The sequence below is a fragment of the Aminobacter ciceronei genome, assembly GCF_014138625.1.
Classification (GTDB): Bacteria; Pseudomonadota; Alphaproteobacteria; order Rhizobiales; family Rhizobiaceae; genus Aminobacter; species Aminobacter ciceronei.
Genome location: NZ_JACJHY010000030.1, coordinates 23,487 through 48,814 on the forward strand (window position 1 = coordinate 23,487; position 25,328 = coordinate 48,814).

General features: G+C 64.5%; 24 protein-coding genes. 17 read left to right on the forward strand and 7 right to left on the reverse strand.

The window, feature by feature from the left end:
• Window positions 1-280 precede the first annotated feature (280 nt).
• A complete protein-coding gene (locus HNQ95_RS25430; protein WP_246787015.1) occupies window positions 281-1,120 on the reverse strand; it encodes a DMT family transporter in 840 nt (279 codons plus the stop codon).
• A 211-nt stretch (window positions 1,121-1,331) separates the two neighbouring features.
• Here HNQ95_RS25430 and HNQ95_RS25435 point away from each other — a divergent pair, with 211 nt between their 5' ends.
• From HNQ95_RS25435 to HNQ95_RS25470, 8 genes are all read left to right on the forward strand, one after another.
• Window positions 1,332-2,357, forward strand: coding sequence for an ABC transporter substrate-binding protein (locus HNQ95_RS25435; protein ID WP_067965821.1), 1,026 nt, complete (start codon window positions 1,332-1,334; stop codon window positions 2,355-2,357).
• Window positions 2,358-2,439: 82 nt separating this feature from the next.
• Complete coding sequence (locus HNQ95_RS25440; RefSeq protein WP_067955297.1) at window positions 2,440-3,939, forward strand: sugar ABC transporter ATP-binding protein; 1,500 nt, start codon at window positions 2,440-2,442, stop codon at window positions 3,937-3,939.
• Complete coding sequence (locus HNQ95_RS25445; protein ID WP_067955300.1) at window positions 3,939-4,925, forward strand: ABC transporter permease; 987 nt, start codon at window positions 3,939-3,941, stop codon at window positions 4,923-4,925. Before HNQ95_RS25440 ends, HNQ95_RS25445 begins: the two co-directional genes overlap by 1 nt.
• Window positions 4,922-5,911 (forward strand): ABC transporter permease, encoded by a 990-nt coding sequence (locus HNQ95_RS25450; protein WP_067955302.1) that lies wholly within the window; start codon window positions 4,922-4,924, stop codon window positions 5,909-5,911. Before HNQ95_RS25445 ends, HNQ95_RS25450 begins: the two co-directional genes overlap by 4 nt.
• Window positions 5,908-6,924 carry a LacI family DNA-binding transcriptional regulator gene (locus HNQ95_RS25455; RefSeq protein ID WP_067955304.1) on the forward strand — a complete coding sequence of 339 codons (1,017 nt, stop codon included), beginning with the start codon at window positions 5,908-5,910 and terminating at the stop codon, window positions 6,922-6,924. Before HNQ95_RS25450 ends, HNQ95_RS25455 begins: the two co-directional genes overlap by 4 nt.
• Before the next feature lie 21 nt (window positions 6,925-6,945).
• The gene (locus HNQ95_RS25460; protein ID WP_182575587.1) at window positions 6,946-8,190 is read left to right on the forward strand and encodes a Gfo/Idh/MocA family protein; all 1,245 of its coding nucleotides are present in this window, start codon (window positions 6,946-6,948) and stop codon (window positions 8,188-8,190) included.
• 60 nt (window positions 8,191-8,250) lie between these two features.
• The gene (locus HNQ95_RS25465) at window positions 8,251-9,156 is read left to right on the forward strand and encodes a carbohydrate kinase family protein (protein ID WP_154385893.1); all 906 of its coding nucleotides are present in this window, start codon (window positions 8,251-8,253) and stop codon (window positions 9,154-9,156) included.
• Between the two features lie 214 nt (window positions 9,157-9,370).
• Window positions 9,371-10,246 carry a DUF2189 domain-containing protein gene (locus HNQ95_RS25470; RefSeq protein WP_067955308.1) on the forward strand — a complete coding sequence of 292 codons (876 nt, stop codon included), beginning with the start codon at window positions 9,371-9,373 and terminating at the stop codon, window positions 10,244-10,246.
• 115 nt (window positions 10,247-10,361) lie between these two features.
• Here HNQ95_RS25470 and HNQ95_RS25475 read toward each other — a convergent pair whose 3' ends face one another.
• Complete coding sequence (locus HNQ95_RS25475) at window positions 10,362-11,651, reverse strand: RNA polymerase sigma factor (protein WP_067955310.1); 1,290 nt, start codon at window positions 11,649-11,651, stop codon at window positions 10,362-10,364.
• Window positions 11,648-12,022, reverse strand: a complete 375-nt coding sequence (locus tag HNQ95_RS25480; RefSeq protein WP_067955311.1) for a YciI family protein — start codon at window positions 12,020-12,022, stop codon at window positions 11,648-11,650. The genes HNQ95_RS25475 and HNQ95_RS25480 overlap by 4 nt, the downstream gene beginning before the upstream one ends.
• Window positions 12,023-12,210: 188 nt before the next feature.
• Between HNQ95_RS25480 and HNQ95_RS25485 the strand changes: the two genes are divergently transcribed.
• Entirely contained in the window at window positions 12,211-13,485 is a 1,275-nt protein-coding gene (locus HNQ95_RS25485; RefSeq protein ID WP_067965823.1) for a 4-aminobutyrate--2-oxoglutarate transaminase, read from the forward strand.
• A 60-nt stretch (window positions 13,486-13,545) separates the two neighbouring features.
• On the opposite strand, the gene HNQ95_RS25490 is transcribed toward HNQ95_RS25485, so the two are convergent.
• On the reverse strand, window positions 13,546-14,136 hold the full coding sequence (locus HNQ95_RS25490; RefSeq protein ID WP_067955313.1) for a TetR/AcrR family transcriptional regulator: 591 nt from the start codon (window positions 14,134-14,136) through the stop codon (window positions 13,546-13,548).
• A 99-nt stretch (window positions 14,137-14,235) separates the two neighbouring features.
• Between HNQ95_RS25490 and HNQ95_RS25495 the strand changes: the two genes are divergently transcribed.
• On the forward strand, window positions 14,236-14,781 hold the full coding sequence (locus HNQ95_RS25495; RefSeq protein ID WP_067955315.1) for a DinB family protein: 546 nt from the start codon (window positions 14,236-14,238) through the stop codon (window positions 14,779-14,781).
• Window positions 14,782-14,835: 54 nt separating this feature from the next.
• On the opposite strand, the gene HNQ95_RS25500 is transcribed toward HNQ95_RS25495, so the two are convergent.
• Entirely contained in the window at window positions 14,836-16,068 is a 1,233-nt protein-coding gene (locus tag HNQ95_RS25500; RefSeq protein WP_067955317.1) for an NAD(P)/FAD-dependent oxidoreductase, read from the reverse strand.
• A gap of 169 nt (window positions 16,069-16,237) precedes the next feature.
• On the opposite strand from HNQ95_RS25500, the gene HNQ95_RS25505 reads away from it, so the two are divergent.
• The 7 genes from HNQ95_RS25505 (at window position 16,238) to HNQ95_RS25535 (ending at window position 22,667) form a co-directional block, all read left to right on the forward strand.
• Window positions 16,238-16,423: a hypothetical protein gene (locus tag HNQ95_RS25505; RefSeq protein WP_154385892.1), complete on the forward strand. Its 186-nt coding sequence runs from the start codon at window positions 16,238-16,240 to the stop codon at window positions 16,421-16,423.
• 275 nt (window positions 16,424-16,698) lie between these two features.
• Complete coding sequence (locus HNQ95_RS25510) at window positions 16,699-18,003, forward strand: imelysin family protein (RefSeq protein WP_182575586.1); 1,305 nt, start codon at window positions 16,699-16,701, stop codon at window positions 18,001-18,003.
• 78 nt (window positions 18,004-18,081) lie between these two features.
• Complete coding sequence (locus HNQ95_RS25515; protein WP_083948303.1) at window positions 18,082-18,393, forward strand: bacterioferritin-associated ferredoxin; 312 nt, start codon at window positions 18,082-18,084, stop codon at window positions 18,391-18,393.
• Complete coding sequence (bfr, locus tag HNQ95_RS25520) at window positions 18,359-18,844, forward strand: bacterioferritin (RefSeq protein ID WP_154385891.1); 486 nt, start codon at window positions 18,359-18,361, stop codon at window positions 18,842-18,844. Before HNQ95_RS25515 ends, bfr begins: the two co-directional genes overlap by 35 nt.
• Window positions 18,845-18,855: 11 nt before the next feature.
• Window positions 18,856-20,466, forward strand: a complete 1,611-nt coding sequence (locus HNQ95_RS25525) for a di-heme oxidoreductase family protein (RefSeq protein WP_182575585.1) — start codon at window positions 18,856-18,858, stop codon at window positions 20,464-20,466.
• Complete coding sequence (locus HNQ95_RS25530; RefSeq protein WP_067955324.1) at window positions 20,466-21,545, forward strand: imelysin family protein; 1,080 nt, start codon at window positions 20,466-20,468, stop codon at window positions 21,543-21,545. The genes HNQ95_RS25525 and HNQ95_RS25530 overlap by 1 nt, the downstream gene beginning before the upstream one ends.
• A 12-nt stretch (window positions 21,546-21,557) precedes the next feature.
• Window positions 21,558-22,667 (forward strand): DUF1513 domain-containing protein, encoded by a 1,110-nt coding sequence (locus tag HNQ95_RS25535; protein ID WP_182575584.1) that lies wholly within the window; start codon window positions 21,558-21,560, stop codon window positions 22,665-22,667.
• Between the two features lie 12 nt (window positions 22,668-22,679).
• Here HNQ95_RS25535 and phnN read toward each other — a convergent pair whose 3' ends face one another.
• Window positions 22,680-23,309 carry a phosphonate metabolism protein/1,5-bisphosphokinase (PRPP-forming) PhnN gene (gene phnN / locus HNQ95_RS25540; RefSeq protein ID WP_067955327.1) on the reverse strand — a complete coding sequence of 210 codons (630 nt, stop codon included), beginning with the start codon at window positions 23,307-23,309 and terminating at the stop codon, window positions 22,680-22,682.
• 316 nt (window positions 23,310-23,625) lie between these two features.
• A complete protein-coding gene (locus tag HNQ95_RS25545; protein ID WP_067955329.1) occupies window positions 23,626-25,218 on the reverse strand; it encodes a peptide chain release factor 3 in 1,593 nt (530 codons plus the stop codon).
• Window positions 25,219-25,328 lie beyond the last annotated feature (110 nt).

Consider the following 25,328-nt stretch of genomic DNA (forward strand, 5'->3'; position numbering starts at 1 on the left):
CGGCACTTTCCTCCCTTGCAGTCCTTAGAATGTCCCTCGGCGCGACGATACGCCGGGGCTTACCTTGGGTCAATGGAACAAGCCCGAAGCCCAACGCGTCCACCCTCTCCCTGAGGCGGTGGTCGCGCCGTGCTCCGGGTGCTCGCGGTGACCCGCAACACCTGGTGTCTGTGGTCATTGGCTTCTTTCCTTTGCTGACGCCGCATCATGCGGGGCCTGCGCATGGGTCGCGGCCGAGCAGGGAAAGGTTCACGCCGGATTGGACCGGGGTCGACGTTTTTCAGCCTGGACGGCGTGACGTGATCGCCAGCGCGACACCTGACAGGATGCAGATGCTGGCAAGCACCAGGCGCGCCGACAGAACCTCGGACAGGAATACCGTGGCGCCCGCCGCCGCAATGACCGGGACCGTCAGCTGGACGACGGCGGCCTGGGTCGGCGTGAGCCCGGGCAAGGCGCGGTACCAGATCGCATAGCCCAATCCGGAAGCAACGACGCCTGAGGCGGCGGCGAGGTAGACGCCGCGCGCGGTCACACCGGCGCCGAAGGTGGGCAGCAGGGCGAGTGGGATGCAGATCAAGGCGGCGCGCAGGAAATTGCCGGCGGTATCGCCAAGGGGGCTCGCCGAGCCACGGCCACGCAGCGAGTAGATGCCCCACGCAATGCCCGAAACCACCATCAGCACGCTGCCGATGGCATCAGGAGCGTTGAGGCCGGGCAGCACGAGATAGAGGAAAGCCGCAAAGGCAATGACCAACCCGGCAAGCTCGCGCAGGGTTGGCCGGGTTCGCCTGATAATGCCCCAAAAGATCATGGTGCCCTGGACGGACGCGAAAAGCACAAGCGCCCCCACCGCGGCGCCAAGGCGGAGATAGGCAAGCGAAAACGCCAAGGCATAAGCGAACAGGGCGACAGCCGACGGCCAGTTGCCGGGCGGGGCTCGAAAGATGCTGCGGCCGCGCTGCCAGGAGATCAGCAGCAGCAACGCCGCCGCGCCGGAGCACAGGCGAATCGCGGTGTAGGCAACCGCATCGATCGCGCCGCCGTCGAGAGCTGAACGCGCCAGCAGCGAGTTGGCCGCAAAAGCGATCATCGCCAGCACCGTCAGCAGAATGGTCACGGAACGGACCTCGTCTGTATTTGGCGACTGCATCGACGCCGCCGGATCCGCCATTGGACCAGCTGCGCGAACGTAACATGCCGGGAGCGACTGGTCGCGGTCGGCGTTTCGACATCACCCCGCCAGAATGCCGGAAAATCGCGATTGAAATCGATTACATTTTCAGCATATGATCCCTTGCAGCAGTTTTTCTGTGCATCGGGAGGAGTTCATGAGGAAATTTTCAGCACTGGCGCTCACCACCGTCGCGGCACTGGCCGTATCGGCGTTCTCGACCCAGGCGGCCGACTACAAGATCGGCCTGTCCAATGGTTGGGTCGGCTCGGAGTGGCGCACGCAGATGATCGAGGAAGCCCAGGCCGCAGCGGCTGCCTGGAAGGACAAGGGCGTCAATGTCGAGGTCGTGGTGCAGAGCGCCAATGTCGACGTGCCCGGCCAGATCGCGCATGTCCGCAACTTCATCAGCGAAGGCGTCAACGCCATCATCATCAACCCGAACAGCCCGACGGCGTTCGACCCGGTCTTCGCCCAGGCCAAGGAAGCCGGCATCCTGGTAATCTCGACCGACGCCGAAGTGTCGTCGCCTGACGCCACCTATGTCGGCATCGACCAGAAGGCATGGGGTGCGGCCGGCGCCAAGTGGCTCGCCGAAACGCTCGGCGGCAAGGGCAATGTCGTTGCGATCAACGGCGTCGCCGGCCACCCGGCCAACGAGATGCGCGTCGCCGGCTACAAGGAAGTGTTCGGACAGTATCCCGACATCAAGATCGTCAACGAAGTCAACGCCAACTGGGATCAGGCCCAGGGCCAGCAGGCGATGCAGAACCTGCTCGCCACCTACCCCGACATCAACGGCGTCTGGGTGCAGGACGGCATGGCGGCGGGCGCCTGGAAGTCGATCATCGATGCCAAGAAGGAATCGTCGATCGCCGCCACCGGCGAGATCCGCAAGGACTTCATCGACATCTGGACCAAGGACAAGCTCAACTCGGGCGCCTCGGTGAACCCGCCCGGCGTCATGGCCTCGGCACTCAACGTCGCCGTGCTGATGCTGCAGGGCAAGGAACTGAAGGAGCCGGCAACGGCTGGCCAGTACAAGAACGCCATGTACCTGCCGATCCCGTTCATCGACAGCAAGAACCTCGCTGACGCTGCGAAGGCGGTAGACGGCAAGCCGGGCTACTATTCCTACACCAGCCAGCTTTCCATCGAAGACGCCGAAAAGCTCTTCAAGTAAGCTTCCTCCCAAGACGGGGGACGCGGCACCTGCACACAGGCCCGCGTCCCCGCGACCGACGAAGCACCGGGAAGCCACCACCATGTCGAAACTCATCATGCGCGGCGTAAGCAAGGCTTACGGCGCTACCTTGGCCTTGCGCCGCGGCGACCTAACGGTCGAGGCAGGCGAAGTGCATGTGCTGATCGGCTCGAACGGTTCGGGCAAGAGCACCTTGTGCAAGGTGCTGGCCGGCAGCGTGCGGCCGGACGGCGGCGAGATCCTGATCGACAACAAGCCGGTCACCATCACCGGCCCGCATTCCGCACGCGCATCAGGCATCGGCATCTTCTACCAGGAGCTCAGCCTGGCCGGACATCGGACAGTTGCAGAAAACATCTGCCTGCCCGACATGCCGGGCGGCATCTTCGTCGACCGCGCAGCCCTGGAGAGCCGGGCACAGCGTTACATCGCTTTGTTCGACACCGTTTCCGGCGAAGGCTTCTCGGCCGAGGCAGTGGTCGAGAACCTGCGCGCCGACCAGCGCCAATTGGTCGAGATCATGAAGGCGCTGGCGACCGAAGCACCCATCACCATCTTCGACGAACCGACATCGGCACTCGACCGGGCCCAGGTCGACCGCTTCTTCGACATCCTGCGCGACCTCAAGGCCGCGGGCCGCAGCATCATCTTCATCTCGCACCGCATGGATGAGATCTTCGCCATCGGTGACCGCGTCACCGTCATCCGCGACGGCGAGACGGTCGGCACCAAGAACATCGCCGACACCAATCCCGGCGAGGTCATCAGGCTGATGGTCGGCGGCCAGGACGAGCTGGCGCCCGGCGCCAGCGCACCGCCGGCCGAGGCCGCCGATCGCAAGGCACCGGTGCTGACGGTCTCCCGTTTCTTCGGCAAGGGTTTCGCCAATGTCGGCTTCGAGGTCGCCAAAGGTGAGATTCTTGGTTTCGGCGGCCTGCATGGCCAGGGCCAGTCGGCGGTGCTGCGCGCCATCTTCGGCGCCACTCCCTCGAATGGCGGCACGCTCACATTGGCGGGTTCGACTTTTACGCCATCTGACCCACGCGCGGCGATCCGACGCGGCCTCGCCTATGTCTCCGGCGACCGCAGCCGCGATGGCGTGATCCAGGGCCGGCCGATCCTCGAAAACGTCACGCCGATCCATTATCTCCGCCAGAAGCTGTTCCTCGCCCGACCCTCGGCATTGGCCGAGCGGGTCAAGCCGGCGCTCGAGGCGCTGCACACCAAATTTGCCGGGCTCGGCTACTCGATCAATTCGCTGTCGGGCGGCAACCAGCAGAAGATCGTCATCGCCCGTTGGCTGATCGACCGGCCCGACGTGCTGTTGCTCGATGATCCGACCAAGGGTATCGACCTGTCGGCTAAGGCAGATCTGTTCGCGCTGATCCGCCAGCTCGCCGCCGAGGGCATGGGCATCGTGCTCTATTCCTCGGAGGATGCCGAGCTGCTCAACAATGCCGACCGCATCCTCGTCTTCAACGGCGGTGCGGTGCGCCGCGAACTCACCGGCGCCGAGAGAACGCGCTACAATCTCTACCAGGCAGCTTACGAGGCCGCGTGATGACAGCCGCGTCCCTTCCCTCCAGCAAGCCGGGCGGATTGAAGCGCCTCGTCGAGCGCCATCCGTTCCTGCCGGCGCTGGTCATCGCCATCGTCTTGCTTGCGCTCAACGGCCTCTACCAGCCGCGCAGCGTAAGCTTTGCCGGCATCACCGGCCTGACCAAGACCTATCTGGCGCTGATGATGCTCGCCATCGCCCAGACCTATGTCGTCTATGCCGGCGACATCGACCTGTCGGCAGGCGCCATCGTCTCTTTGGTCAATGTCGTCATCGTGGTGACGATGGAGAAGCTGGGCGGCAGCGGCTTCTCGGTGGTTGCAGCGCTCGGCATCGGGCTCTTCGTTGGCCTCGCCTGTGGCATTATCAATGGCATCGTGGTTGCGGCGCTCCGGCTGCAGGCGATCGTCGCCACCTTCGCCACCTCGATCTTCTTCACCGGGCTGGCGCTCTACGTCATGCCGGTGGCCGGCACGCCGGCGCCCGCCGCCTTCTGGCGTACCTATGGCGGACGCTTCTTTGAGATTCCGTTTGTCTATTTCGCCGTGGCTCTGCTGGCGATCGTGCTCTACGTGCTTGCCCGCACAAGGCTCGCAACGCAGTTGCTCGCGGTCGGCGACGATGCGCAGGCTGCCTACCAGAGCGGCCTGCCGGTGACGAAGACCCGCGTCCAGGGCTACGCGCTCTGCGGCCTGTTTGCGGCGCTCGCCGCCTTCTGTATCACCGGCGACACGGCCAGCGGCGACCCACTTGTCGGCGGCAAGATGACCTTGTTCTCTGTGGCGGCGGTGGTGCTAGGCGGCAGCGCGCTGTCGGGCGGTTTCGGCACCGTCGTCGGCTCGATCATCGGTGCGCTGATCATCGGGCTGATCAACTCGCTGGTGTTCTTCGTCGGCACGCCGTCGGAATGGCAGAACCTGGTCCAGGGCCTCGCCATTCTCGTCGCCCTGATGGCGGGCATCCTTGTCGGACGGAGGGCACGCGCATGACCGCAGCAACCCAAACGCCAGCGGCAGCCCCCTCGCCGGTGCTGACCTTCCTCAAGCAGCCGCTGGTCGTGGCGCTGACCCTCATCGCCGCGCTCTTGCTGCTCGGCGAGGCGCTGTCGCCCGGCTTCGCCTCGGGTCAGCAGATCCTGCGCCTGCTCATCGTCGCCGCCCTGCTCGGCATCGTCGCCGCCGGCCAGAACCTGGTCATCCTTGGCGGCCGCGAAGGCATCGACCTGTCGGTCGGCGGCGTCGTCTCGCTCAGCGCCATCATCGGCGGCAATCTGATGAACGGTGCGGATAGCGGCATCCTGCCGGCGATCCTCGGCTGCATCGCCGCGGGTGCAGTGATCGGCCTGTTCAACGGCCTCGGCGTGACGCTGCTGCGCATCCCGCCGCTGGTCATGACGCTCGGCATGCTCGGCGTGCTGCAAGGTCTTCTCGTCGTCATCCGCAACGGCATCCCCTCGGGACGCGCCGCGCCCGGTCTGTCGCAGTTCGTCACCCAGCCTTTCCTCTTCGGCCTGCCCGGTATCATCTGGCTGTGGGTGGCGATCGGCCTGCTGATGGCCTTCATGCTCGGCCGCACCGTGTTCGGCCACCGTATCTACGCCATCGGCTCGAACGAGCAGGCGGCCTTCATGGCCGGCGTCCCGGTGAAGCGCACCCGCATCGCCCTGTTCATGCTGTCGGGCGCCTTCGCCGCGGTCGCCGGCATGTGCCTGATCGGCTATTCCGGCTCGTCCTTCGCCAATGTCGGCGAGCAGTACATGCTGCCTTCGATCATTGCGGTGGTGTTCGGCGGCACACCGCTGTCGGGCGGCAAGGGCGGCTACACGGGCACGATGGCGGGCGCCGTGCTGCTGGTCGTTCTCCAGAGCATCCTGACGACAGTGCATATCGATGAATCCGGGCGGCAGATGGTGTTCGGCGCGACCTTGCTGATCCTGATGCTCTTCTACGGCCGTGGCAGAGCGATGCGCGCATGAACGAGCGACCCAAGATCAAGGACATCGCCGAGCGGCTGGGCGTTTCCGCAGCCACCGTGTCGCGCGCGCTTTCCGACAGCGGCCTCGTCGCCGAGCCGACGCTGAGCCGCATTCGCGACATGGCGCGCGAGATGAATTACCGGCCCAATGTCAGCGCCCGCAACCTGCGCACGCAGAAGGCGATGGCGGTGCTGATGGTGGTACGCGACGTGGGCAACCCGTTCTACCTCGAGATCCTCAAGGGTGTCGAAGCGACCGCCCGCGCCGCCGGCTATTCGGTACTGATGGGCAACACCGAAAACGACTCCGACCGCGAAATCGAGTATTTCGACATGCTGCGCGACGGCCATGCCGACGGCATGATCCTGATGACCGGCAAGCTGCCCCGGCGCGAGGGTTTTGTCGCCTCGGTCGAAGGCGGCGCGCCGATCGTGGTGGCGCTGGAGGAAATCCAGGACGCCGCCTTCCCGCATGTGATGATCGACAACGCGGCGGCCGCCCGCAACGCCGTCGAGCATCTGATCGGCCTTGGCCACAGGCGCATTGCCCATGTCTCCGGCCCGGTGCCGGAGATCATGAGCGTCGACCGCCGCGACGGCTATCGCGCCGCAATGCAGGCCGCAGGCCTCGCCATCCCGGACGGCTACGAGCAGCGCGGCGACTATCTGCTGCACACCGGCCAGCGCCTGTGCCGGGCGCTGTTCGAACTGCCCGAGCCGCCAACGGCGATCTTCGTCGCCAACGACGAAATGGCCTTCGGCGTGATCCACGAATTGCGCAAGCTCGGCCTCGACGTGCCCGGCCAGGTCTCGGTCGTCGGCTTCGACGACCTGTTCCTGAGCGAAGCCTTCTATCCGCCGCTGACGACAGTCAGCCAGCCGCGCACCGACATCGGCCGCGCCGCCATGACCATGCTGCTCGACCTGCTGTCGGGCGGTGCCACGCCGCGCAAGCCGGTGATGCTGCCGACAACGCTCAAGGTCCGCGGCACCACGGCGCCGGCGCCGAAATGATTTCAGTCTAGGGGACCTCACATGACCGGATTGCCCAAACAGCGGCTGCGCGTCGGCTTCGTCGGAAGCGGCTTCATCGCGGAATTCCACCTCAAGGGCATGCTCGGCGTGCGCAATGTCGATGTCACCGGCGTGTTCAGCCGCAAGGCCGAGAACCGCGCCCGCTTCGCCAGCCGCGTTGCCGAACTCGGCTTGGGCGACTGCACCAGCCACGATAGCCTGGAATCGCTCGTCAACGCCGACAATGTCGACGCGATCTGGATCCTGTCGCCCAACTACACCCGCCTCGACGTGATGCGCACATTGCATGCCGAGGTGAAGGCCGGCCGCAGCAAGGTGATTGCGGTTGCCTGCGAAAAGCCGCTGGCGCGGACCATCGCCGAGGCGCGCGAGATGCTGCGCCTGGCTGAGGACGCCGGCCTCAATCACGGCTATCTTGAAAATCAGGTGTTCTGCACGCCGGTCATCCGCGGCAAGGACATTATCTGGCGCCGCGCCGCCTCGGCCACCGGTCGGCCCTATCTGGCACGCGCGGCCGAAGAGCATTCCGGTGCGCACGAGCCGTGGTTCTGGCAGGGCGACAAGCAGGGCGGCGGCGTGCTGTCCGACATGATGTGCCACAGTGTCGAGGTCGCCCGCCATCTGCTGACCAAGCCGGGTGCCCCGCGCAAGTCGCTGACCATCAAGCAGGTGAGCGGCACCGTCGCCAATCTCAAATGGACGCGACCCAACTATGCCGACCAGCTGCGCAAGCGCTTCGGCAGCGAGGTGGACTACCGCAACCGCCCGTCCGAAGATTTCGCCCGCGGCACCATCCTGCTCGAGGACGAGGACGGCAACGAGCTGGTGATCGAGGCGACGACCTCCTGGGCCTATGTCGGTGCCGGCCTGCGGATCCAGCTCGAACTGCTCGGGCCGGAATATGCGATGGAGTTCAACTCGCTCAACACCGGCCTCAAGATATTCATGTCGCGGGAGGTCAAGGGCGAAGAAGGCGAGGACCTTGTCGAGAAGCAGAATGCCGAACAGGGTCTGATGCCGGTGCTGGAAGACGAAGCGGGCGTCTATGGCTACACCGACGAGAACCGACACATGGTCGAGTGCTTCCGCAAGGGCGAGACGCCGATGGAAACCTTCCATGACGGGCTCGCCGTGGTCGAGATCCTGATGGGGCTCTACCGCTCGGCGGAGATTTCCGGTTCGGTCAGCTTCCCGGCTCCGGAACTCGAAAACTATGTCCCGGTCGTGGCCCGCATTGGTGCCTGACCAGACCATTCGGCGGCCGGGCCATGTGTGTGGCCGCTCTCTTGCATCACAGGCCATCCCATGACCGTTCCGCCGCTGCTGGTTCTCGGCAATGTCAATGTCGACCTCGTGCTCGGCGAGGTCGACGGCTGGCCTGCCGTCGGCACCGAAGTGATGGTCGACCGCTCGGAGATGCGGCCGGGCGGCTCGGCCGGCAACACCGCGCTGGCGCTGTCAGGCATGCAGGTCGCACACCGCATGATCGCCTCGGTCGGCAACGACTCGAACGGCGCGTGGCTGAGCGGCCAGTTCGACCAGCCATCGACCGAATGGATCGTCGAACCCTGCGAGACGACGCTCACCGTCGGCATCGTCCACAAGGGTGGCGACCGAGTGTTTTTCACCACGCCCGGACATTTGCAGCGCGCCAGCCTCGACGACCTTATTGAACGCCTGCCCGGGGCGCCAGGCGAAAACGCCTTCGCGTTGATCTCGGGCGGCTTCCTGATGCCCGCCATCGAGGCAGGCACCATCAAGCTTCTGGCGGCGCTTGCGGCCAGAGGCTGGCGCACGGCGATCGATCCGGGCTGGCCACCCGCCGGCTGGAGCGCGACCAACATGCAGCGTCTGGGCGAATGGATTGCCGCTGCCGACGTGTCGCTGATCAATGCCGAGGAAGCCAAGGGGCTTGCCGGCATGGACGATCTCGAAGGCGCGGCCGAGCTTCTGGCCGGGCGTATCGGCCCTTCGCATACGCTCGTCATCAAGGACGGAGCCGAAGGCGCGCATGCCTATGCCGACGGGGCACATTTCCACGCCGCATCGCCGAAGGTCCAGGTGATCGACACCGTCGGCGCCGGCGACACCTTCAACGCTGCCTTCCTCGCGGCGCTCGCCAAGGGCCGGACGCTTGCCGAAGCTCTGGCGCGCGGCACCGACATCGCCGCGCGGGCGATCTCGACCTTTCCGCGCCGCTATTGCAGCTGACGCCAGAACGCCTCCACGCACTCTGCCTGGACCGCTTCGGCGGCGGGCAAAGCCACCTTGTTCGATGACCTTTGCGTGAGCCATCAGCTGCACGGTCGCGCAGGGTCGTCAAATCTCTCGAAGCACGCTATGATTTGTCCAGGTGAAGGTCGCGGTTTGGCGTGACCACTCATGCCAAGCGCAGGCCGCGACCCACCCCAACGGAGGAGTGGTCATGGCAAGTTTCCATGTGTACGCAGGCGCCACCAATACGATCGAGCATCCCGCCATCCGGCGGATAACGGTCGCTGATGTGTTCGACGCGCTGCGACGTGGCTTGGACGACTTTTGGGACAAGCCGTCGCATTACGTTTTCCTGTGCCTGATCTACCCGATCGTCGGGGTGTTCCTGATCACATGGACGTCGGGCGGCAACGCCCTGCAGCTCATTTTCCCGCTGATGTCCGGCTTTGCCTTACTGGGTCCCTTCTTCGGCATCGGCCTCTACGAGATCAGCCGAAGGCGTGAGCAGGGCCTCGACACATCCTGGAGGCATGCCTTCGATGTCAGGCATTCGCCGGCCATCCCGGCAATGGTGGCCATCGGCATCATGCTGCTCGCGCTGTTCGTCGCCTGGCTTTTTGTCGCGCAGGCGCTCTACAGCTGGCTTTACGGAGCCGACGCCCCGCTGTCGATGGCAGCGTTCTTCAGCGATCTCTTCACCACCCAGCGCGGCTGGACGCTGATTCTCCTCGGCAATCTGATCGGCTTCCTGTTCGCCCTGGTCGTGCTCTGCACCACCGTCGTCGCCTTTCCGCTGCTGCTCGACGCCGATGTCGGTGCCTATGCCGCGATCGAGACGTCGGCACGGGCGGTGCGGGACAATCCAGTGCCAATGCTTCTGTGGGGCCTGATCGTCGCCGTCGCGCTGCTGATCGGGTCGCTGCCGTTCCTGGCTGGCCTCGCCGTCGTCATTCCGGTGCTCGGTCATGCGACCTGGCACCTCTATCGCAAGGTCGTGGACGTTCCGGCCGACAAGAAGACGCCGCTGCCTCCGTCTCCCGAGCAGGGGGAAGACAGGCACTTCCCGTACTGGCTGCGCGGGTCTTAGCCGAATCTGACGCAACCTTCTCCCCGTAACGGGGGAGAAGGTTGTCTGCTGTGATGGGCTGAGGGTGCTGGCGCGCGGCATCGACATCGCCGCGTGGATACTTGGACCCGCGCGACTAATGCAGCTGACGGCTTGGCGCCTTGGCCTTCGGCTTCGCTGCCGGCGACGGCACTGAGAGCCGATCGAGATGCATGCGGATGTGGGCGGCTTCAGCTGCGGTGTTGGCCAGTGCGATCGCCCTGTCGAAGGCTTCGCGCGCTTCGTCGGTGCGGCCGAGCTGCATCAGCAACCCACCCCTCACACCGAAGAAGTGGAAGTAGCCCGACAGCTTCGGCGCCAGCGGCTCGATCAGCTTCAGCGCCGCCTCAGGTCCGCGCAGCTTGGCAAAAGCAACCGCGCGATTGAGCGTGACGACAGGCGACGGCGTCATCGATTCCAGCACCGAATAAAGCAGGTCGATCTCGGCCCAGTCGGTATCCTCGGGCCGGGCGGCGCGGGCATGGAGTGCTGCGATCGCCGACTGGATCTGGTAGGGGCCGGGTCGACGGTGGCGCATCGCCTTGTCGATCAACGCCAGGCCTTCGTCGATCAGCGCCTTGTTCCACAGCGTGCGGTCCTGATCCTCCATCAGCACGAGCTCGCCCTCGGCATTGAAGCGGGCGGCAGCGCGGGCATGCTGGAGCAAAAGCAGCGCGGTCAGGCCCATCACCTCGGGCTCGGTCTGGAACAGGCGCAGCAACAGCCGCGCCAGCCTGATCGCTTCCTCGCACAGCGGCGCGCGGTTGGCGATCTCGGTGGCACCGGCGGAATAGCCTTCGTTGAAGACGAGATAGACCATGGCAAGTACGGCCGCGACGCGCTCCGAGCGCTCCGCCGGGCCAGGCGCCTCGAACGGCACGTCGGCATTGGCGATGCGCGCCTTGGCGCGGGTGATGCGTTGTTCCATGGCGCTTTCGCCGACGAGGAAGGCGCGGGCGATCTGCTTGACCGACAGGCCGGAAACGATGCGCAGGGCGAGCGCCACCTGCTGCGTCGCCGGCAGATCGGGATGGCAGCAGATGAACAGCAGGCGCAGGATGTCGTCGCGATAGTGCTGGCCGTCGAGCCGTTCGGCGATGTCGGCCTCGGCGTCCTCGAGGTCGGACACCAGCTCTTCGGCCGGCAGCGGCGCCTGCTTGCTCTGGCGGCGGGCAGCATCGATGCCGGAATTGCGGCCGACGAAGATCAGCCAGGCGGCCGGATCACGCGGCGGTCCCTTCTCCGGCCATGTGCGCAAGGCGCGCAGGCAGGCCTCCTGGAACGCTTCTTCCGCCGTGTCGAGGTTGCGGAAATAGCGAAGCAAGGCTGCCACGGCCTGCGGCCGGGCGGAAGAAAGTGCCGTGTTGATCCAGGCCGGGTCGGTCATGCTGCCTCTTTTCCGGGGAAAAATGCGCCTATCGGGCGCAGTTCGTAAGAGCCGCCGCCAGGATTGGCTTCCGCCAGGTCCTTGGCCACGGCCACGGCGTCGTCGAGCGTCTCGCAATCGACGACGTAGAAACCGAGGAACTGCTCCTTGGTTTCGGCAAAGGGCCCGTCGATGATCAATGGTTCGTCCTTGGTCTTGCGCAGGGTGGTGGCAGCCGTCGTCGGCATCAGCCGGGCCACCGGCCCCAGCCTGCCCTGGTCGCGCAGCTTGCCGGTGACCACCTGCAGGCGCGCCATCACCTCGTCGTCCTGCTCCTTGGACCAGGCGCAGACGACGTCTTCGTTGTTGTAGCAAAGGATGGCGTAGAGCATCTTTTCAGTTCCTTCATGACTAGGACGCGCGAGAATGTGCAATTCCGACAAGGCGTCGGCAACTTTTTTTGCCGTCGGCGAGGACCAATGCCTGCGATCACCGTGACGGCTTGTGAAAAACCGGGAGAGGTGCAGATATGACGCCGGTTTGGCGCCTGCAAGGTGCCGGCGAGGTTGGAGGATCACCGATGAAAAACGCCGAAATTTCACAGCGCAAGATGCAGACCATTGCCCGCGGCGTCGGCATGACGACGCAGGTCTATGCCGACCGCGCCGAGAACTCCGAGATCTGGGATGTCGAAGGCCGCCGCTACATCGACTTCTCTTCCGGCATCGCCGTCGTCAACACCGGCCATCGCCACCCGCGCGTCATCGAGGCGGTCAAGGCACAGCTCGACCGCTTCACCCATACCTGCCATCAGGTCGTGCCCTATGAAAGCTATGTCAGGCTCGGCGAAAGGCTGAACGCGATCGCGCCGATGAAGGGCGACAAGCGCACGATCTTCGTCACGACAGGCGCCGAAGCCGTCGAGAACGCCGTCAAGATCGCCCGCAACGCCACCGGCCGCCAGGCCGTCATCGCCTTTGCCGGCGGCTTCCACGGCCGCACATTCATGGGCATGGCGCTGACCGGAAAGGTGCAGCCCTACAAGGCAGGCTTCGGCGCCATGCCGGCCGATGTGTTCCATGCGCCCTTCCCGGTGCCGCTGCATGGCGTCACCACGGCCGATGCGCTGGCGGCGCTCGACCGGCTGTTCAAGGCAGATGTCGACCCGGCGCGGGTGGCGGCCATCATCATCGAGCCGGTGCAGGGCGAAGGCGGCTTCTACGAGGTGCCGCGCGACTTCATGACGGCGCTGCGCAAGATCTGCGACCAGCACGGCATGCTCTTGATCGCCGACGAGGTTCAGACCGGCTTTGCGCGCACCGGCAAGATGTTCGCCATGGACCATCATGACGTCGCGCCCGACCTGATGACGATGGCGAAAAGCCTCGCCGGTGGCTTCCCGCTGGCCGCCGTCACCGGCCGCGCCGAACTGATGGACGCGCCCAATCCCGGCGGCCTCGGCGGCACCTATGGCGGCAGCCCGATCGGTGTCGCGGCAGCACACGCCGTGCTCGACGTCATCGAGGACGAAAAACTCTGCGACCGCGCCAATCAGCTCGGCGCGCGGCTCAAGCAGCGGCTGGAATCCTTGCGCGACGACGTGCCGGAGATATCAGACATCCGCGGTCTCGGCTTCATGAATGCTGTCGAGTTCAACGACGCAAAGACCAAGCTGCCCTCGGCCGACTTCGCCAACGCCGTCAGGCTCAAGGCGCTCGACAAGGGCCTGATCCTGCTCACCTGCGGCGTCCACGGCAACGTCATCCGTTTCCTCGCGCCAATCACCATCCAGGACGACGTCCTGACCGAGGCGCTCGATATTCTGGAGGCGTCGATCCGGGAAGTGCGGACATAAGCTGCTTGCCGATGCAAAAGGTCTCCTCCGGCATCACATGAATGGTGCCGGAGCCGCCGTTCAGTCCGCAACTGTGAGATAGGCCCGCACCAGCCGGATCAGCTCTTGTTTCAGCTCCTCGGAGCCGAGCAAGCCGCGACGGGCGGCGTTGTGAACCACGCCGTCCATCAGGTCGGAAAGGACCATGCCGGCAACCCGCTCATTCGCCCCCGATCGCGAGGTCCGATAAGCGGCGACAGCGGCGGTGTAGTGACCGAGATACTCGGCTTCGAAAGCACTGTTGGGATCCCTCATGCTCTCGGAGCTCTGAGCCTCGTCGAGAAGCTTGCGATGCAGCCCCGGATTGATGCTGTGCGCCGCGAACATGTCGCGCACGAGATCCTCGGCAAATTGCTCGACAGCCTTTCCCTCGCGCAGCGACCCGCGCATGACGGCAAGGCAATCGTCGAGATGGCGGCGCCGAATGGCCTCGACCAGCGACTGCTTGTCGGGAAAATACTGGTAGAGCGATCCGATGCTCACACCCGCCAGTTCGGCAACCTTGTTGGTGCTGAAGTCGTCCCAGCCCTTCTCGCCCAGAATGTGAGCCCCGGCCTCGATGATCGCCTCGACGGTCGCTTGCGAACGGCCCTGCCGCGGCAGCTTGCGCATCGGGGAGTTCGATTTCGCAATGCGAGTAGACACTTGGGCTGCTCCGGACGATCATCAGGACGTTACTCACATTTGCACACAGACAAAAGGAGCCTCGCGATGAGCGGTCTTCTGCACACCTTGTTCGGCTATCACACCTGGGCCAATGCAGATCTGTTCGGCAAGCTCGAAGAACTCGACCCGGAGCGGCAGGGGGCGGAGCTGGCCAGGGCGTTGCGGCTGATCAGCCATTACCATGTCGTCGCCCGGATTTTTGCCGCGCATCTGAGCGGCGAGACGCACCGTTACACCTCGGACAATGTCGCGCAAACACCGGCCCTTGCGGACTTGCGGTCGGCCGTCACTGACTCGGACCGGTGGTATCTCGACTATGTCGCGCATGTACCATCAGGCCGACTGACCGAGCGGTTGGCATTCATGTTCACCGACGGCGACAAGGGATACATGTCGCGGGAAGAAATGCTGGGCCATGTCATCCTGCACGGCGGCTATCACCGCGGCGAGGTCGGCCGCATCCTGTCGCAGCTGTCCATCATGCCGCCATGGGATACGCTCGCCGTCTATCTCCACCAGACGGAACCGGCGCGCCGCCTGCAAGGCAGCCAAGCACCGACATCCGCCACAACAGCAGCAGTCTCAGGCTAGCGCGGGTCCTCAAATCCACGGGTCGATTGGCTTGCCAGCGGGGTTCTCGAGCGATTACCCCGCCGGCAGCGCCGCCAGTGCAGCCTTGAGCGCTTCGGCCCCACCCGCCACCTGCTCCGTCGTCGGCGAGAAGCCGAGGCCGAGCATCTTGCGGCCGAGCATGTGGTCGGCGGGACGATTGACGGATTCGATGGCGACAAGGCGGTCGCCGATGAAATGGAACACCGAGAAGCGGTTCTCGGCCGGATCGCCCGACAGGATCTGGCGGTCGCTGCCGGCGGTCAGGCCAACCATCTGCAACTTCATGTCGCCAATGTCGGACCAGAACCACGGTACGGCGACGTAGTCACCGGGATGGCCAAGAACCGTGCGGGCGGCGAGCTTGGCCTGGTCAGTGGCGTTCTGCACCGATTCCAGGCGCACGTCGCTGCCGGTCTGCCAATGGCGGTAGCTGGCGTTGTCGCCGATGGCGAGAATGTTCTCGACCGAGCTGCGCATGGCCGTGTCGATGCGGATGCCGTTGGCGATCGCCAGCCCCGCCGTCTCGGCCAGTTCGACATTGGGCACGACGCCGATGCCTGTTATCACCATCTTCGCCGGCAGATGCTCGCCGGAAGAGGTCAGCACGCTCGCGACATGGCCGTCCTCACCTTCGATGCGCTCGATGGTGGTCTTGAGCAGGATGCGGACACCCGATGCCGTCAGGCGCTGGCGCACATGTTCGGCGATCAGGGGTGCCACGGCGCGGCCGAGCAGGCGGTCGAGCGCCTCGATCACCGTCACCTTGCGGCCGCCGGCGGCGAGCGTGGCGGCGATCTCCAGGCCGATGAAGCCTCCGCCGATGACGACGACTTCCTCGCAGGCAGCGCTCTGCTCGCGGATCAGCCGGGCATCGGCCACAGAGCGAAGCGACAGCACGCCTGCAAGATGGGCCCCCGGCAGCGGCAGCAAGCGCGGGCGCGAACCCGTGGCAAGGATCAGCTGGTCATAGGCAAGGTCACCGCCGCCGGCGAGTTCGAGCCGGCGCGCCGCGGCATCGATGCGTTCGACCAGGGTTCCGGGCCGGAAGTCGATGGTGTGGCCGGTGTAAAACACCTCGCCGCGCAAGGGCTGCGGTTGGGCGGCAGCATCCTTGATGAAGGTCTTGGACAGCGGCGGCTTGTGGTAGGGCAGCTCCTTCTCGTCGCCGAGCAGAATGACCGGCCCGTCGTAGCCCTCCTCGCGAAGGCTGGCTGCAGCCTGCACGCCGGCATGGCCGGCCCCGACAATCACCACACCGTTCTTCATGCTCGCCTCTGCAACACCGGAAACCTCTACCGAAATGACCGCTAGGGGCTCCCGCCGCAAGGGGTCATGACGTGATTTCATGGCCGACAGGCAGGATTTCATATCGTACAGGCGGGCCAGATAGTGCCAGGCGTGGCCCCCTGATCATCCCGCGTCGTGGCGCTACCTGATGTCGCAGCGGGTGCCGGGTGCTGCTCGGCAGGTCCCGCGCCATGTCTCGACAAATCAACAGCTTGGCCTCAAGAAGCTCTGCAAAAAACTGGACAGAAACAGTTTAGAATCATTCCAAACTATTGATACCGCTACGCTTTTAGCCGAAATTGCGTTGACTTTTGATGGCGCTCGGCTTTTATGAAGTCGTGCTTTACAGCGCCTGTCTTTGATGTCTGGGCCTTTAACCCTTTCGATTGGAGCTATCTGGGTGCCTGCCTTCGTCGAACCGCGCCATGGCGCGGCTGTTTGCAGCTTGGTCGCGCTGCGCCCTATCAGGGCCTCGAACCACGCGCATATCCGAGGCCGGATCGCCCCTGAGCTTTCTTTCGATGCCATGCCGCCGATCCAGCAAGAAATGCTGACGGCACACGATTTCCAGGCGCTTGCCGGCGCCAACTGGTTCACTGAGGAGAGACCATGCCTGCATCCATCTCGCACAACCGTCACTACGGCAGGCTCGCCGCCATTGCCGCGACGACCGCGCTGACCGCCGCGATCTTCGTGCTGCCGGCCAAGGCCGCAACCGACGCCAAGGCCGTTCTCACCACCTATTCCGACATTGCGCTTGCCAAATACGAAGACTCGCTGACATCAGCCAAGGCACTCGACACAGCCATCGAAGCGCTGATCGCCAAGCCGTCGGACGAGACGCTGAAGGCAGCGCGCGAAGCCTGGAAGGCTGCCCGCATCCCCTACCAGCAGACGGAAGTCTACCGCTTCGGCAACGCGATCGTCGACGACTGGGAAGGCCGCGTCAACGCATGGCCGCTGGATGAAGGCCTGATCGACTATGTCGACAAGGGCTATGGCACCGAGTCCGACGAGAACTCGCTCTACACCGCCAACGTCATCGCCAACCCGTCGATCGAGATCAACGGCCAGAAGGTCGATGCCTCCAAGATCACGCCCGAGTTGCTGGCCGGCACGCTGCAGGAAGCCGGTGGCATCGAGGCCAACGTCGCCAGCGGCTATCATGCCATCGAGTTCCTGCTCTGGGGCCAGGATTTGAACGGCACCGGACCCGGCGCCGGCAACCGTCCCTACACCGACTATGACACCGCCAATTGCACCGGCGGTAACTGCGACCGCCGCGGCCAGTATCTGAACGCCGCTTCCGACCTGCTCGTCGCCGATCTCGAGGAGATGGTCGGCAACTGGAAGGCCGACGGCGCGGCCCGCAAGGCGCTTCTCGACGGCGACGCCAAGGCTGGCATTTCGACCATCCTGACCGGCATGGGCTCGTTGTCCTACGGCGAATTGGCCGGCGAACGCATGAAGCTCGGCCTTTTGCTCCACGATCCGGAAGAGGAGCATGACTGCTTCTCCGACAACACCCATATCTCGCATCTCTATGACGCCGTCGGCATCCGCAACGCCTATCACGGCAGCTACAAGCGCATCGACGGCTCGACCGTCGAGGGCCCGTCGGTCTCCGACATGGTCAAGGAAGCGGACGCAGGGCTCGACACCGAGCTCAGCGGCAAGCTCGACACCACGGTCGCCAAGATGGAAGCGATCCAGGCCCGCGCCGTCGGCGGCGAGGCCTATGACCAGCAGATCGGCGAAGGCAACACCGAAGGCAACGCCACGGTGCAGGCGGCCATCGACGCGCTGGTCGACCAGACCAAGTCGATCGAGCGCGCGGTTGCCGCGCTCAAGCTCGACGCCATCGCATTCGAAGGTTCGGACAGCCTGGATTCGCCTGACAAGGTCTTCCAGTGAGGGCTTGCCGCGCCTAAGTTTCTCTAGCCAAACGGCGCGCCAAAGGGAGCGCGCCGTCAGCCACGGTCGTTCGAAACCATGCTTATCTGCCATTGCAATCTGATTACCCAAAAGGAGATCGAAGACACAATCGTCGAGCTTTTGGATCGGGACCCGTGGACACTGATCGTGCCCGCGAAGGTCTATCATACGCTGCAGAAGCGCGGACGTTGTTGCGGCTGCTTCCCAAATGTGGTCGAAACGATAATTCGGATTACCGAAGCTTATCATGCTCGTTCGGAATCGGGCGAGGTGGATGTCGTTTCACACCTGGACCGCGTCAGAGAGTTGCGCGTTCAATTTGGGAGCAAGGCAAATGAAGGGCGAAAAACAGGTCATCGAGCGGCTTAACGAGGCGCTTTTCCTCGAGCTCGGCGCCGTCAACCAGTATTGGGTGCATTACCGCCTGCTTGAAGACTGGGGTTACGGCAAGCTCGCCAAGAAAGAGCGTGAGGAATCGATCGAGGAGATGCACCACGCCGACAAGCTGATCGCGCGCATCATCTTCCTCGAAGGTCATCCCAACCTGCAGTCCATCTCGCCGCTGCGTATCGGCCAGAACCTCAAGGAAGTGCTCGAGAGCGATCTCGCCGGAGAGTATGACGCCCGCACTTCCTACAAAAAATCCCGGGATATCTGCTCGCAGCATGGCGACTACGTATCGATGAAGCTCTTCGAGGAACTGCTCGCCGATGAGGAAGGTCACATCGACTTCCTCGAGACGCAGTTGCAGTTGCTCGCCGAGATCGGCGACGAGAAGTACGGCCAGCTCAACGCCGAACCAGCTGACAAGGCCGAATAGGACATGCCGGAATGCGGCGCACTTTTCTGACCACGCGCCGCGCACGTACCGGCAAGTTTCCCGACGACAAGATAAAACGACAGCGGAGCGCGACAGCGCTTCGCCTCCTGCTGTTGGCCGGCCTGATAGCGGCCCTGCCGGCAACGGTGGTGATTTCAGGCGAAGCGGTCCCCGCCGGCCTGGCCACCGAACGCACCGACCTCGATCCCAAGGACAAGGCGCGCGTCGACAACATCGTCCGGCCGACCACCGACTTCAGCAAACCCGAACAGTTCGAGCGCATGCAGGGCGGAGCCGGTACTTCGGAAAAGCGCGTCAACCAGGATGCGTTCTCGCAATCCTCGGCCAACATCACCTTCGAGGAAGAAGGCACCTTCAAGCTCGGCAACGGCATGTTCCGCAAGCTATGGGTGTCGTCGCCGTCGTCGACCCAGGCCTCCGACGGGCTGGGGCCGCTGTTCAACGCCCGCGCCTGCCAGAGCTGCCACCTCAAGGACGGCCGCGGCCATCCGCCGGAAGGCAATTCCGACGCCACCTCAATGTTCCTGAGGCTCGCCCGCACGGCAGAAACGGCAGAAGAAAATGCCGCGATCGTCGAGCGCAAGGTGCTGAACTTCCCCGATCCCACCTATGGCGGCCAGTTCCAGGATCTTGCCGTGCCCGGCCTCAAGAGCGAAGGCCGGATGGTGATTTCCTACCAGCAGTTTCCGGTCCAGCTTTCCGACACCATGACGACGCTGCGCTGGCCGATCTATTCGGTGACCGACCTCGGCTATGGTGCGATGGACCCGAAGACGACATTGTCGCCACGCATCACGCCGCCGATGATCGGCCTGGGCCTCGTCGAGCAGATCCATCCCGCCGACATCCTTGCCAATGCCGATCCCGACGACAAGGACGGCGACGGCATTTCGGGCAAGGCCTCCATCGTGCGCGACCACAAATCAGGCGAGCTGACGCTCGGCCGCTTCGGCTGGAAGGCGTCGGCGCCGTCGATCCGCCAGCAATCGGCCGATGCCTTTGCCGGCGACATCGGCATCTCGACGCCCGACGTGCCCAGGCACTGGGGCGACTGCACCGACGCCCAGACGGCGTGTCTCGAGAAGCCCAATGGCGTGCAGGAGCGGCTCGGCAGCAGCGAAGCCCCCGACCCGATCATGGATCTGGTCACCTTCTATTCGCAGAACCTGGCCGTCCCGGCTCGGCGCGACATCGACGACCGCCAAGTGCTGCGCGGCAAGCAGATGTTCTACGAGGCCGGCTGCGCGTCCTGCCACATGCCGAAATTCGTCACGCGCCGCGATGCGCCCAACAAGGCGCAGAAATTCCAGCTGATCTGGCCCTATTCCGACTTCCTGCTGCACGACATGGGCGACGAACTCGGCGACGGCCAGCAGGTCGGCGACGCCAGCGGCAACGAATGGCGCACGCCGCCGCTGTGGGGCATCGGCCTGACCAAGACGGTCAACGGCCATACCTTCTTCCTGCACGATGGTCGGGCCCGCAATCTGGCCGAGGCGATCCTTTGGCATGGTGGCGAAGGCCAGAAGTCACGAGACCACTTTGCCGCGCTGCCGCCGCAGGACCGCGATGCGTTGATCAAGTTCCTGGAGTCGCTGTGATGGCTGGACGTCCCCTGGCTGCTGTCCTCGCTTTTTGCCTGTTCGTGCCGTCGACCGCCGCTTACGCCAGCGAGGCGTCGGCCAAGGTGATCACTGACGCCATCGACGGTTTCATCCGCCCGGCCTATGGCCGGCTGGTCGGCACGACTGCCGATCTCAGTAAGTCTATGGTTACGCTTTGTGCAAAACCGTCTTCCGACACGCTTGCTGCAGCGCGCGCGGCATTCGCCAGAACCACGGCGACCTGGTCGGAGATCGAGATCATCCGCTTCGGACCAATCACCGAGCAGAACCGGCTGGAGCGCCTGCTGTTCTGGCCAGACCGCAAGGGAACCGGGCTGAAGCAGGTGCAGTCGGCCCTTGCCGACAAGGATGCCACCGCCACCGACGCAGCCACTCTCGGCCAGAAGAGCGTTGCCATGCAGGGGCTCGGCGCGTTGGAATTCGTGCTGTTCGGCACCGCCGCCGATGAGCTTTCCGGCACCTCGGCCGCCTATCGCTGCGCCTATGGCCAGGCGATATCAGGCAACATCGGGGCCATTGCCGCCGAGGTCGACGCCGCATGGCGCGACGACAAGGGTTTTGCCAGCCAGTGGAAGAACCCGGGTGCTGCCAATCCGCTCTACCGCGACGACACCGAAGCGCTGACCGAACTGCTCGAAGTCTATGTCAACGGGCTCGAGCTGGTGCGCGACGTGCGCCTCAATGGCTTTTTCGGCAAGAATGCCGCGTCCGACAAGCCGAAGCAGGCGCTTTATTGGCGCTCTCAAGGCACGGGCGCCTCGCTTGCCGGCAACATCGCGGGCATGGAAGCGCTTTTCGCCGCTTCGAAATTCGGCGAGCTGGTGCCGGCCGACGAGCGCTGGGTTGCCGAGTCGATCGGCTTCGAATTCGCCAATGCACAGGCAGCGGCGGCTGCGGTCACCGGCCCGATCGATGCGGCCCTTGCCGACCCCGCCAAACGCGAGAAGCTCGGCTATTTCGCGCTGGTGACGTCGAGCCTGTCGGAGCAGTTCGGCACCAGGCTTTCCGGGGCCCTCGGACTGACTGCCGGTTTCTCGTCGCTCGACGGCGACTGAAGAGCCAGGACAATGCGCACACCGCTGTTCGACCGTCGCGATTTCCTCAAGGCAGCTGGAGCAGGCTTCGTGCTTTCGCTCAGCCCCGCCAGGCGCGCACTGGCACTCGAAACCGACGCAATGTTCGCCACAGCTTACCAGTCCAGGACCGGCGAGTATGGCGTGGCGATCCTGTCGGAGGCCGGCAAGATCCTGCACAGCGTCACCCTGCCAGAGCGCGGACACGACGTGACATTCGATCCCGTCTCGCGCAAGTCGGTGGTGTTTGCGCGCCAGCCCGGCACCTTCATGCTGGTGTTCGACCACACCGGCAAAGACACGCCGCTGACCATCCCGAGCATCGCCGGCCGCCACTATTACGGCCATGGCGTATTCTCGCCCGATGGCGCGCTGCTCTACGTCACCGAAAACGACTTCGACAACGCCGCCGGCATGGTCGGCGTCTATGACGCGCGCGACGGCTTCCGCCGCCTCAGCGAATTCCCGACCCATGGCGTCGGCCCGCATGAGCTGATCCTGCTTGGCGACGGGCGCACGCTCGCCATCTGCAATGGCGGCATCGAGACCCATCCGGATTTCGGCCGCGCCAAGCTCAACATTCCAACCATGAAGCCGTCCTTCGTGCTTGTCGACCGCGTCTCGGGCGATCTGATCGAGAAACACGAACTGCCGGAAAAGCTTCACCAACTGTCGATCCGGCATATGGACATCGACGCCCACGGCACCGTCTGGTTCGGCTGCCAGCACGAGGGGCCGGCAACGGAAAAGCCACTGTTGATCGGCCGAGCCGCGCGCGGCAAGGAGCTGGAAATGCTTGACATGCCCGAGGACATCCTCGGCGGTTTCCGCAACTATATCGGCTCGGTCGCGGCCAATCGCGACGCCGGGCTGATCGCCGTCTCTTCGCCGCAAGGCAACGCCTGGGCAATGATCGAGGCCAAGACGGGCAAGGTCGTGGCCAATGCCGATCTGGTCGAGGTTTGCGGGTTGGCGCCGGACCGCGATGGTTTCCTCGCCACCACGGGCGCCGGCCTTGTCGTCGATCCCGACGGCAAAAAGACCGACGATCCCCAGCATGTCTGGGACAACCACATGCTGCGGATCGATCCGCGAAATACGTAAGTCTTTACTTACCTATATCATGCCGGATACGTCGGAGAAGGCGACGGCCTTGCGCAACACGGCAAGGAAGCGTTCGCCGGCGATTTCAGCCGGGCCGCTGTTGTCGATCACCACATGGCCGGGACCACTGAGATCATGCGGAGCGGTACGCGCCAGTCTCGCCAGCACCTCGCCGCGCGATTCACGGCCGCGCGCGGCAAGCCGGGTGGCCAGGATTTCGGGTGCTGCGGTGATTTCGACGACGGCGACATTGGCGTAGCGCTGGCGTAGCGCCGGGATGACCCCGCGCGAGGTGTTGGCAACGACGACGTGGCCGACCGAAATGGCATCGTCGACGGAAGCTGGAATGCCGTAGCGCAAACCATGCGCCTCCCAGGACAGCGCAAAGGCGCCCGATGCGTCAGCCTCGATGAAGGCGGCGTCGGCCAGCGTGTCGTGATCCTCGGTCGCGCCGTCGCTGTGGCGGGTGATGACGCGGCGGGCGAACTCGACATGGTCGTCGTCGGTCAGGCGCTCTCGGACATAGGCAATCAGCGTGTCCTTGCCGGCACCGCTGGGTCCAACGACGGCGACGAAGACGCCGTAGCGGACAGGAGAGCCAACGCGGGTCAGTTCACGCTCGATCAATGCTGAAACCATCATGCGACGTCATTTCCTCCATGTCCGCGCATCGGCCCGAAAATCGCTCTCGATTTTCGGAAAGCACGATGCGCCACTTTAAGCCTTGGAGCGTCCTTTGTGCGTCCACCCGGACGCACGGCGCTCAAGTGCCCCCGCGCCCTGGCGGCGCCGGCCCTTTTCAGCAAGCTCGGCGCATTGAACATCTCCAGTGCTGACCTGTCACGCCCCATGGCTTGGACCACGGGCAGGCGGCGGCACTGCGATGCCATTAGGCGATTTACATGACGGAATGACGAAACGAGATGCAGGGCGGCAAATCCGCCCCTGGCACCCTTGTTCAGGCGACCTTGTCGCGGACCTGATAGTCCTTGATCGCGGCGAAGCGGATCATCTTCCAGCGCTCGGCCTCGTAATTGAGCGAGAATTCGTGCTGAGCGAGGAACACCGGGTCGTTATCGAGATCGCGCGCGATGTCGCCGCGATGGCTTTCGATGAAGCGGTGCAGGTCGGCCTTGTCGTCGGCATCAATCCAGCGGCAGACAGAGAAGCGCGCCATCTCGAAATCGACGGGCAGGGTATATTCCACCGACAGGCGCTCCTTGAGCACGTCGATCTGCAGCGCACCGACGACGCCGACGATGGCAGGCGAGCCGTCCTCGGGCTGGAACAGCTGGACGACGCCTTCCTCGGCCATCTGGTGCAGCGCTTCCTTCAGCTTCTTGGCCTTCATCGCATCGCCGAGGCGGACGCGGCGCAGGATTTCGGGCGCAAAGTTGGGAACGCCGCGGAACAGGATGTCCTCGCCCTCGGTCAGCGTGTCGCCGATGCGCAACGTGCCGTGGTTTGGGATGCCGACGACGTCGCCGGCATAAGCCTCGTCGGCGGTGATGCGCGAACGGGCGAAGAAGAACTGCGGCGCTGACAGGCTCATCTGCTTGCCGGTGCGGACCAGCTTGGCCTTCATGCCGCGCTTGAGCTCGCCGGAGCAGACACGCACGAAGGCGATACGGTCGCGGTGGTTCGGGTCCATATTGGCCTGGATCTTGAAGACGAAGGACGTCATCTTCTCTTCCGTCGCCTCGACCTTGCGCGTGTCGGCCTCCTGAGCCCGAGGCGCGGGGCCGAAGTCGCCAAGCGCCTCAATCAGGTCGCGGACGCCGAAATTGCGCAGGGCCGAACCGAAATAGACCGGCGTCAGATGGCCTTCGCGGAAGGCCTGCAGGTCGAACGGGCGGCAGGCCTCGCGGGCAAGCTCCAGTTCCTCGATAAACGCCGGGCGCTCATTGTCCGGCAACAGGCCGGCGGCGCGGTTGGAATCGGGACCATGCACCGGCGTGCGCTCGGCCTCGGCGTCGCCACGGCGCACCGCGTTCTGGGCGAGGTGATAGGTGCCGGAGAAGGTCTTGCCCTGACCGATCGGCCATGTGATCGGGGCGGTGTCGAGCGCCAGCTTCTCTTCGATCTCGTCGAGAATCTCGAAGGTGTTGCGCGCCTCGCGGTCCATCTTGTTGACGAAGGTGATGATCGGGATGTCGCGCAGGCGGCAGACCTCGAACAGCTTCAGCGTGCGCGGCTCGATACCCTTGGCCGCGTCGATGACCATGACAGCACTGTCGACCGCAGACAACGTTCTATAGGTATCGTCGGCGAAGTCCTCGTGGCCGGGCGTGTCGAGCAGGTTGAAGACGTTGTCGCCATATTCGAAGGTCATCACCGAGGTGACGACCGAAATGCCGCGCTCGCGCTCGATCTTCATCCAGTCGGAGCGCGTCTGGATCTTGTCCTTCTTGGCCTTGACCTCGCCGGCGAGCTGGATCGCGCCGCCGAACAACAGCAGCTTTTCGGTCAGCGTCGTCTTGCCGGCGTCAGGGTGGGCGATGATCGCGAACGTACGGCGGCGCGCCACCGCCTTTTCGATGTCTTCAGCCATCGGGGGTTCCTTGTGATGGCGGGCTTCTAACAGCCGAGGCCGTGCCTGTCGAGGAATTGGAGCAATGACCTCCTCCCTCCCCCTTGAGGAGAGGGACAGAGGGGTGCGGT

Coding starts and splice junctions, on each gene's coding strand:
- HNQ95_RS25455 (WP_067955304.1), top strand. CDS start 5,908: ATGAACGAGCGACCCAAGATCAAGGACATCGCCGAGCGGCTGGGCGTT.
- HNQ95_RS25500 (WP_067955317.1), bottom strand. CDS start 16,068: ATGAAGAACGGTGTGGTGATTGTCGGGGCCGGCCATGCCGGCGTGCAG.
- HNQ95_RS25535 (WP_182575584.1), top strand. CDS start 21,558: ATGCGCACACCGCTGTTCGACCGTCGCGATTTCCTCAAGGCAGCTGGA.
- HNQ95_RS25460 (WP_182575587.1), top strand. CDS start 6,946: ATGACCGGATTGCCCAAACAGCGGCTGCGCGTCGGCTTCGTCGGAAGC.
- HNQ95_RS25465 (WP_154385893.1), top strand. CDS start 8,251: ATGACCGTTCCGCCGCTGCTGGTTCTCGGCAATGTCAATGTCGACCTC.
- HNQ95_RS25515 (WP_083948303.1), top strand. CDS start 18,082: ATGCTTATCTGCCATTGCAATCTGATTACCCAAAAGGAGATCGAAGAC.
- HNQ95_RS25485 (WP_067965823.1), top strand. CDS start 12,211: ATGAAAAACGCCGAAATTTCACAGCGCAAGATGCAGACCATTGCCCGC.
- phnN (WP_067955327.1), bottom strand. CDS start 23,309: ATGATGGTTTCAGCATTGATCGAGCGTGAACTGACCCGCGTTGGCTCT.
- HNQ95_RS25530 (WP_067955324.1), top strand. CDS start 20,466: ATGGCTGGACGTCCCCTGGCTGCTGTCCTCGCTTTTTGCCTGTTCGTG.
- HNQ95_RS25475 (WP_067955310.1), bottom strand. CDS start 11,651: ATGACCGACCCGGCCTGGATCAACACGGCACTTTCTTCCGCCCGGCCG.
- HNQ95_RS25470 (WP_067955308.1), top strand. CDS start 9,371: ATGGCAAGTTTCCATGTGTACGCAGGCGCCACCAATACGATCGAGCAT.
- bfr (WP_154385891.1), top strand. CDS start 18,359: ATGAAGGGCGAAAAACAGGTCATCGAGCGGCTTAACGAGGCGCTTTTC.
- HNQ95_RS25480 (WP_067955311.1), bottom strand. CDS start 12,022: ATGCTCTACGCCATCCTTTGCTACAACAACGAAGACGTCGTCTGCGCC.
- HNQ95_RS25525 (WP_182575585.1), top strand. CDS start 18,856: ATGCGGCGCACTTTTCTGACCACGCGCCGCGCACGTACCGGCAAGTTT.
- HNQ95_RS25495 (WP_067955315.1), top strand. CDS start 14,236: ATGAGCGGTCTTCTGCACACCTTGTTCGGCTATCACACCTGGGCCAAT.
- HNQ95_RS25435 (WP_067965821.1), top strand. CDS start 1,332: ATGAGGAAATTTTCAGCACTGGCGCTCACCACCGTCGCGGCACTGGCC.
- HNQ95_RS25490 (WP_067955313.1), bottom strand. CDS start 14,136: ATGCGCAAGCTGCCGCGGCAGGGCCGTTCGCAAGCGACCGTCGAGGCG.
- HNQ95_RS25545 (WP_067955329.1), bottom strand. CDS start 25,218: ATGGCTGAAGACATCGAAAAGGCGGTGGCGCGCCGCCGTACGTTCGCG.
- HNQ95_RS25510 (WP_182575586.1), top strand. CDS start 16,699: ATGCCTGCATCCATCTCGCACAACCGTCACTACGGCAGGCTCGCCGCC.
- HNQ95_RS25450 (WP_067955302.1), top strand. CDS start 4,922: ATGACCGCAGCAACCCAAACGCCAGCGGCAGCCCCCTCGCCGGTGCTG.
- HNQ95_RS25505 (WP_154385892.1), top strand. CDS start 16,238: ATGTCGCAGCGGGTGCCGGGTGCTGCTCGGCAGGTCCCGCGCCATGTC.
- HNQ95_RS25445 (WP_067955300.1), top strand. CDS start 3,939: ATGACAGCCGCGTCCCTTCCCTCCAGCAAGCCGGGCGGATTGAAGCGC.
- HNQ95_RS25440 (WP_067955297.1), top strand. CDS start 2,440: ATGTCGAAACTCATCATGCGCGGCGTAAGCAAGGCTTACGGCGCTACC.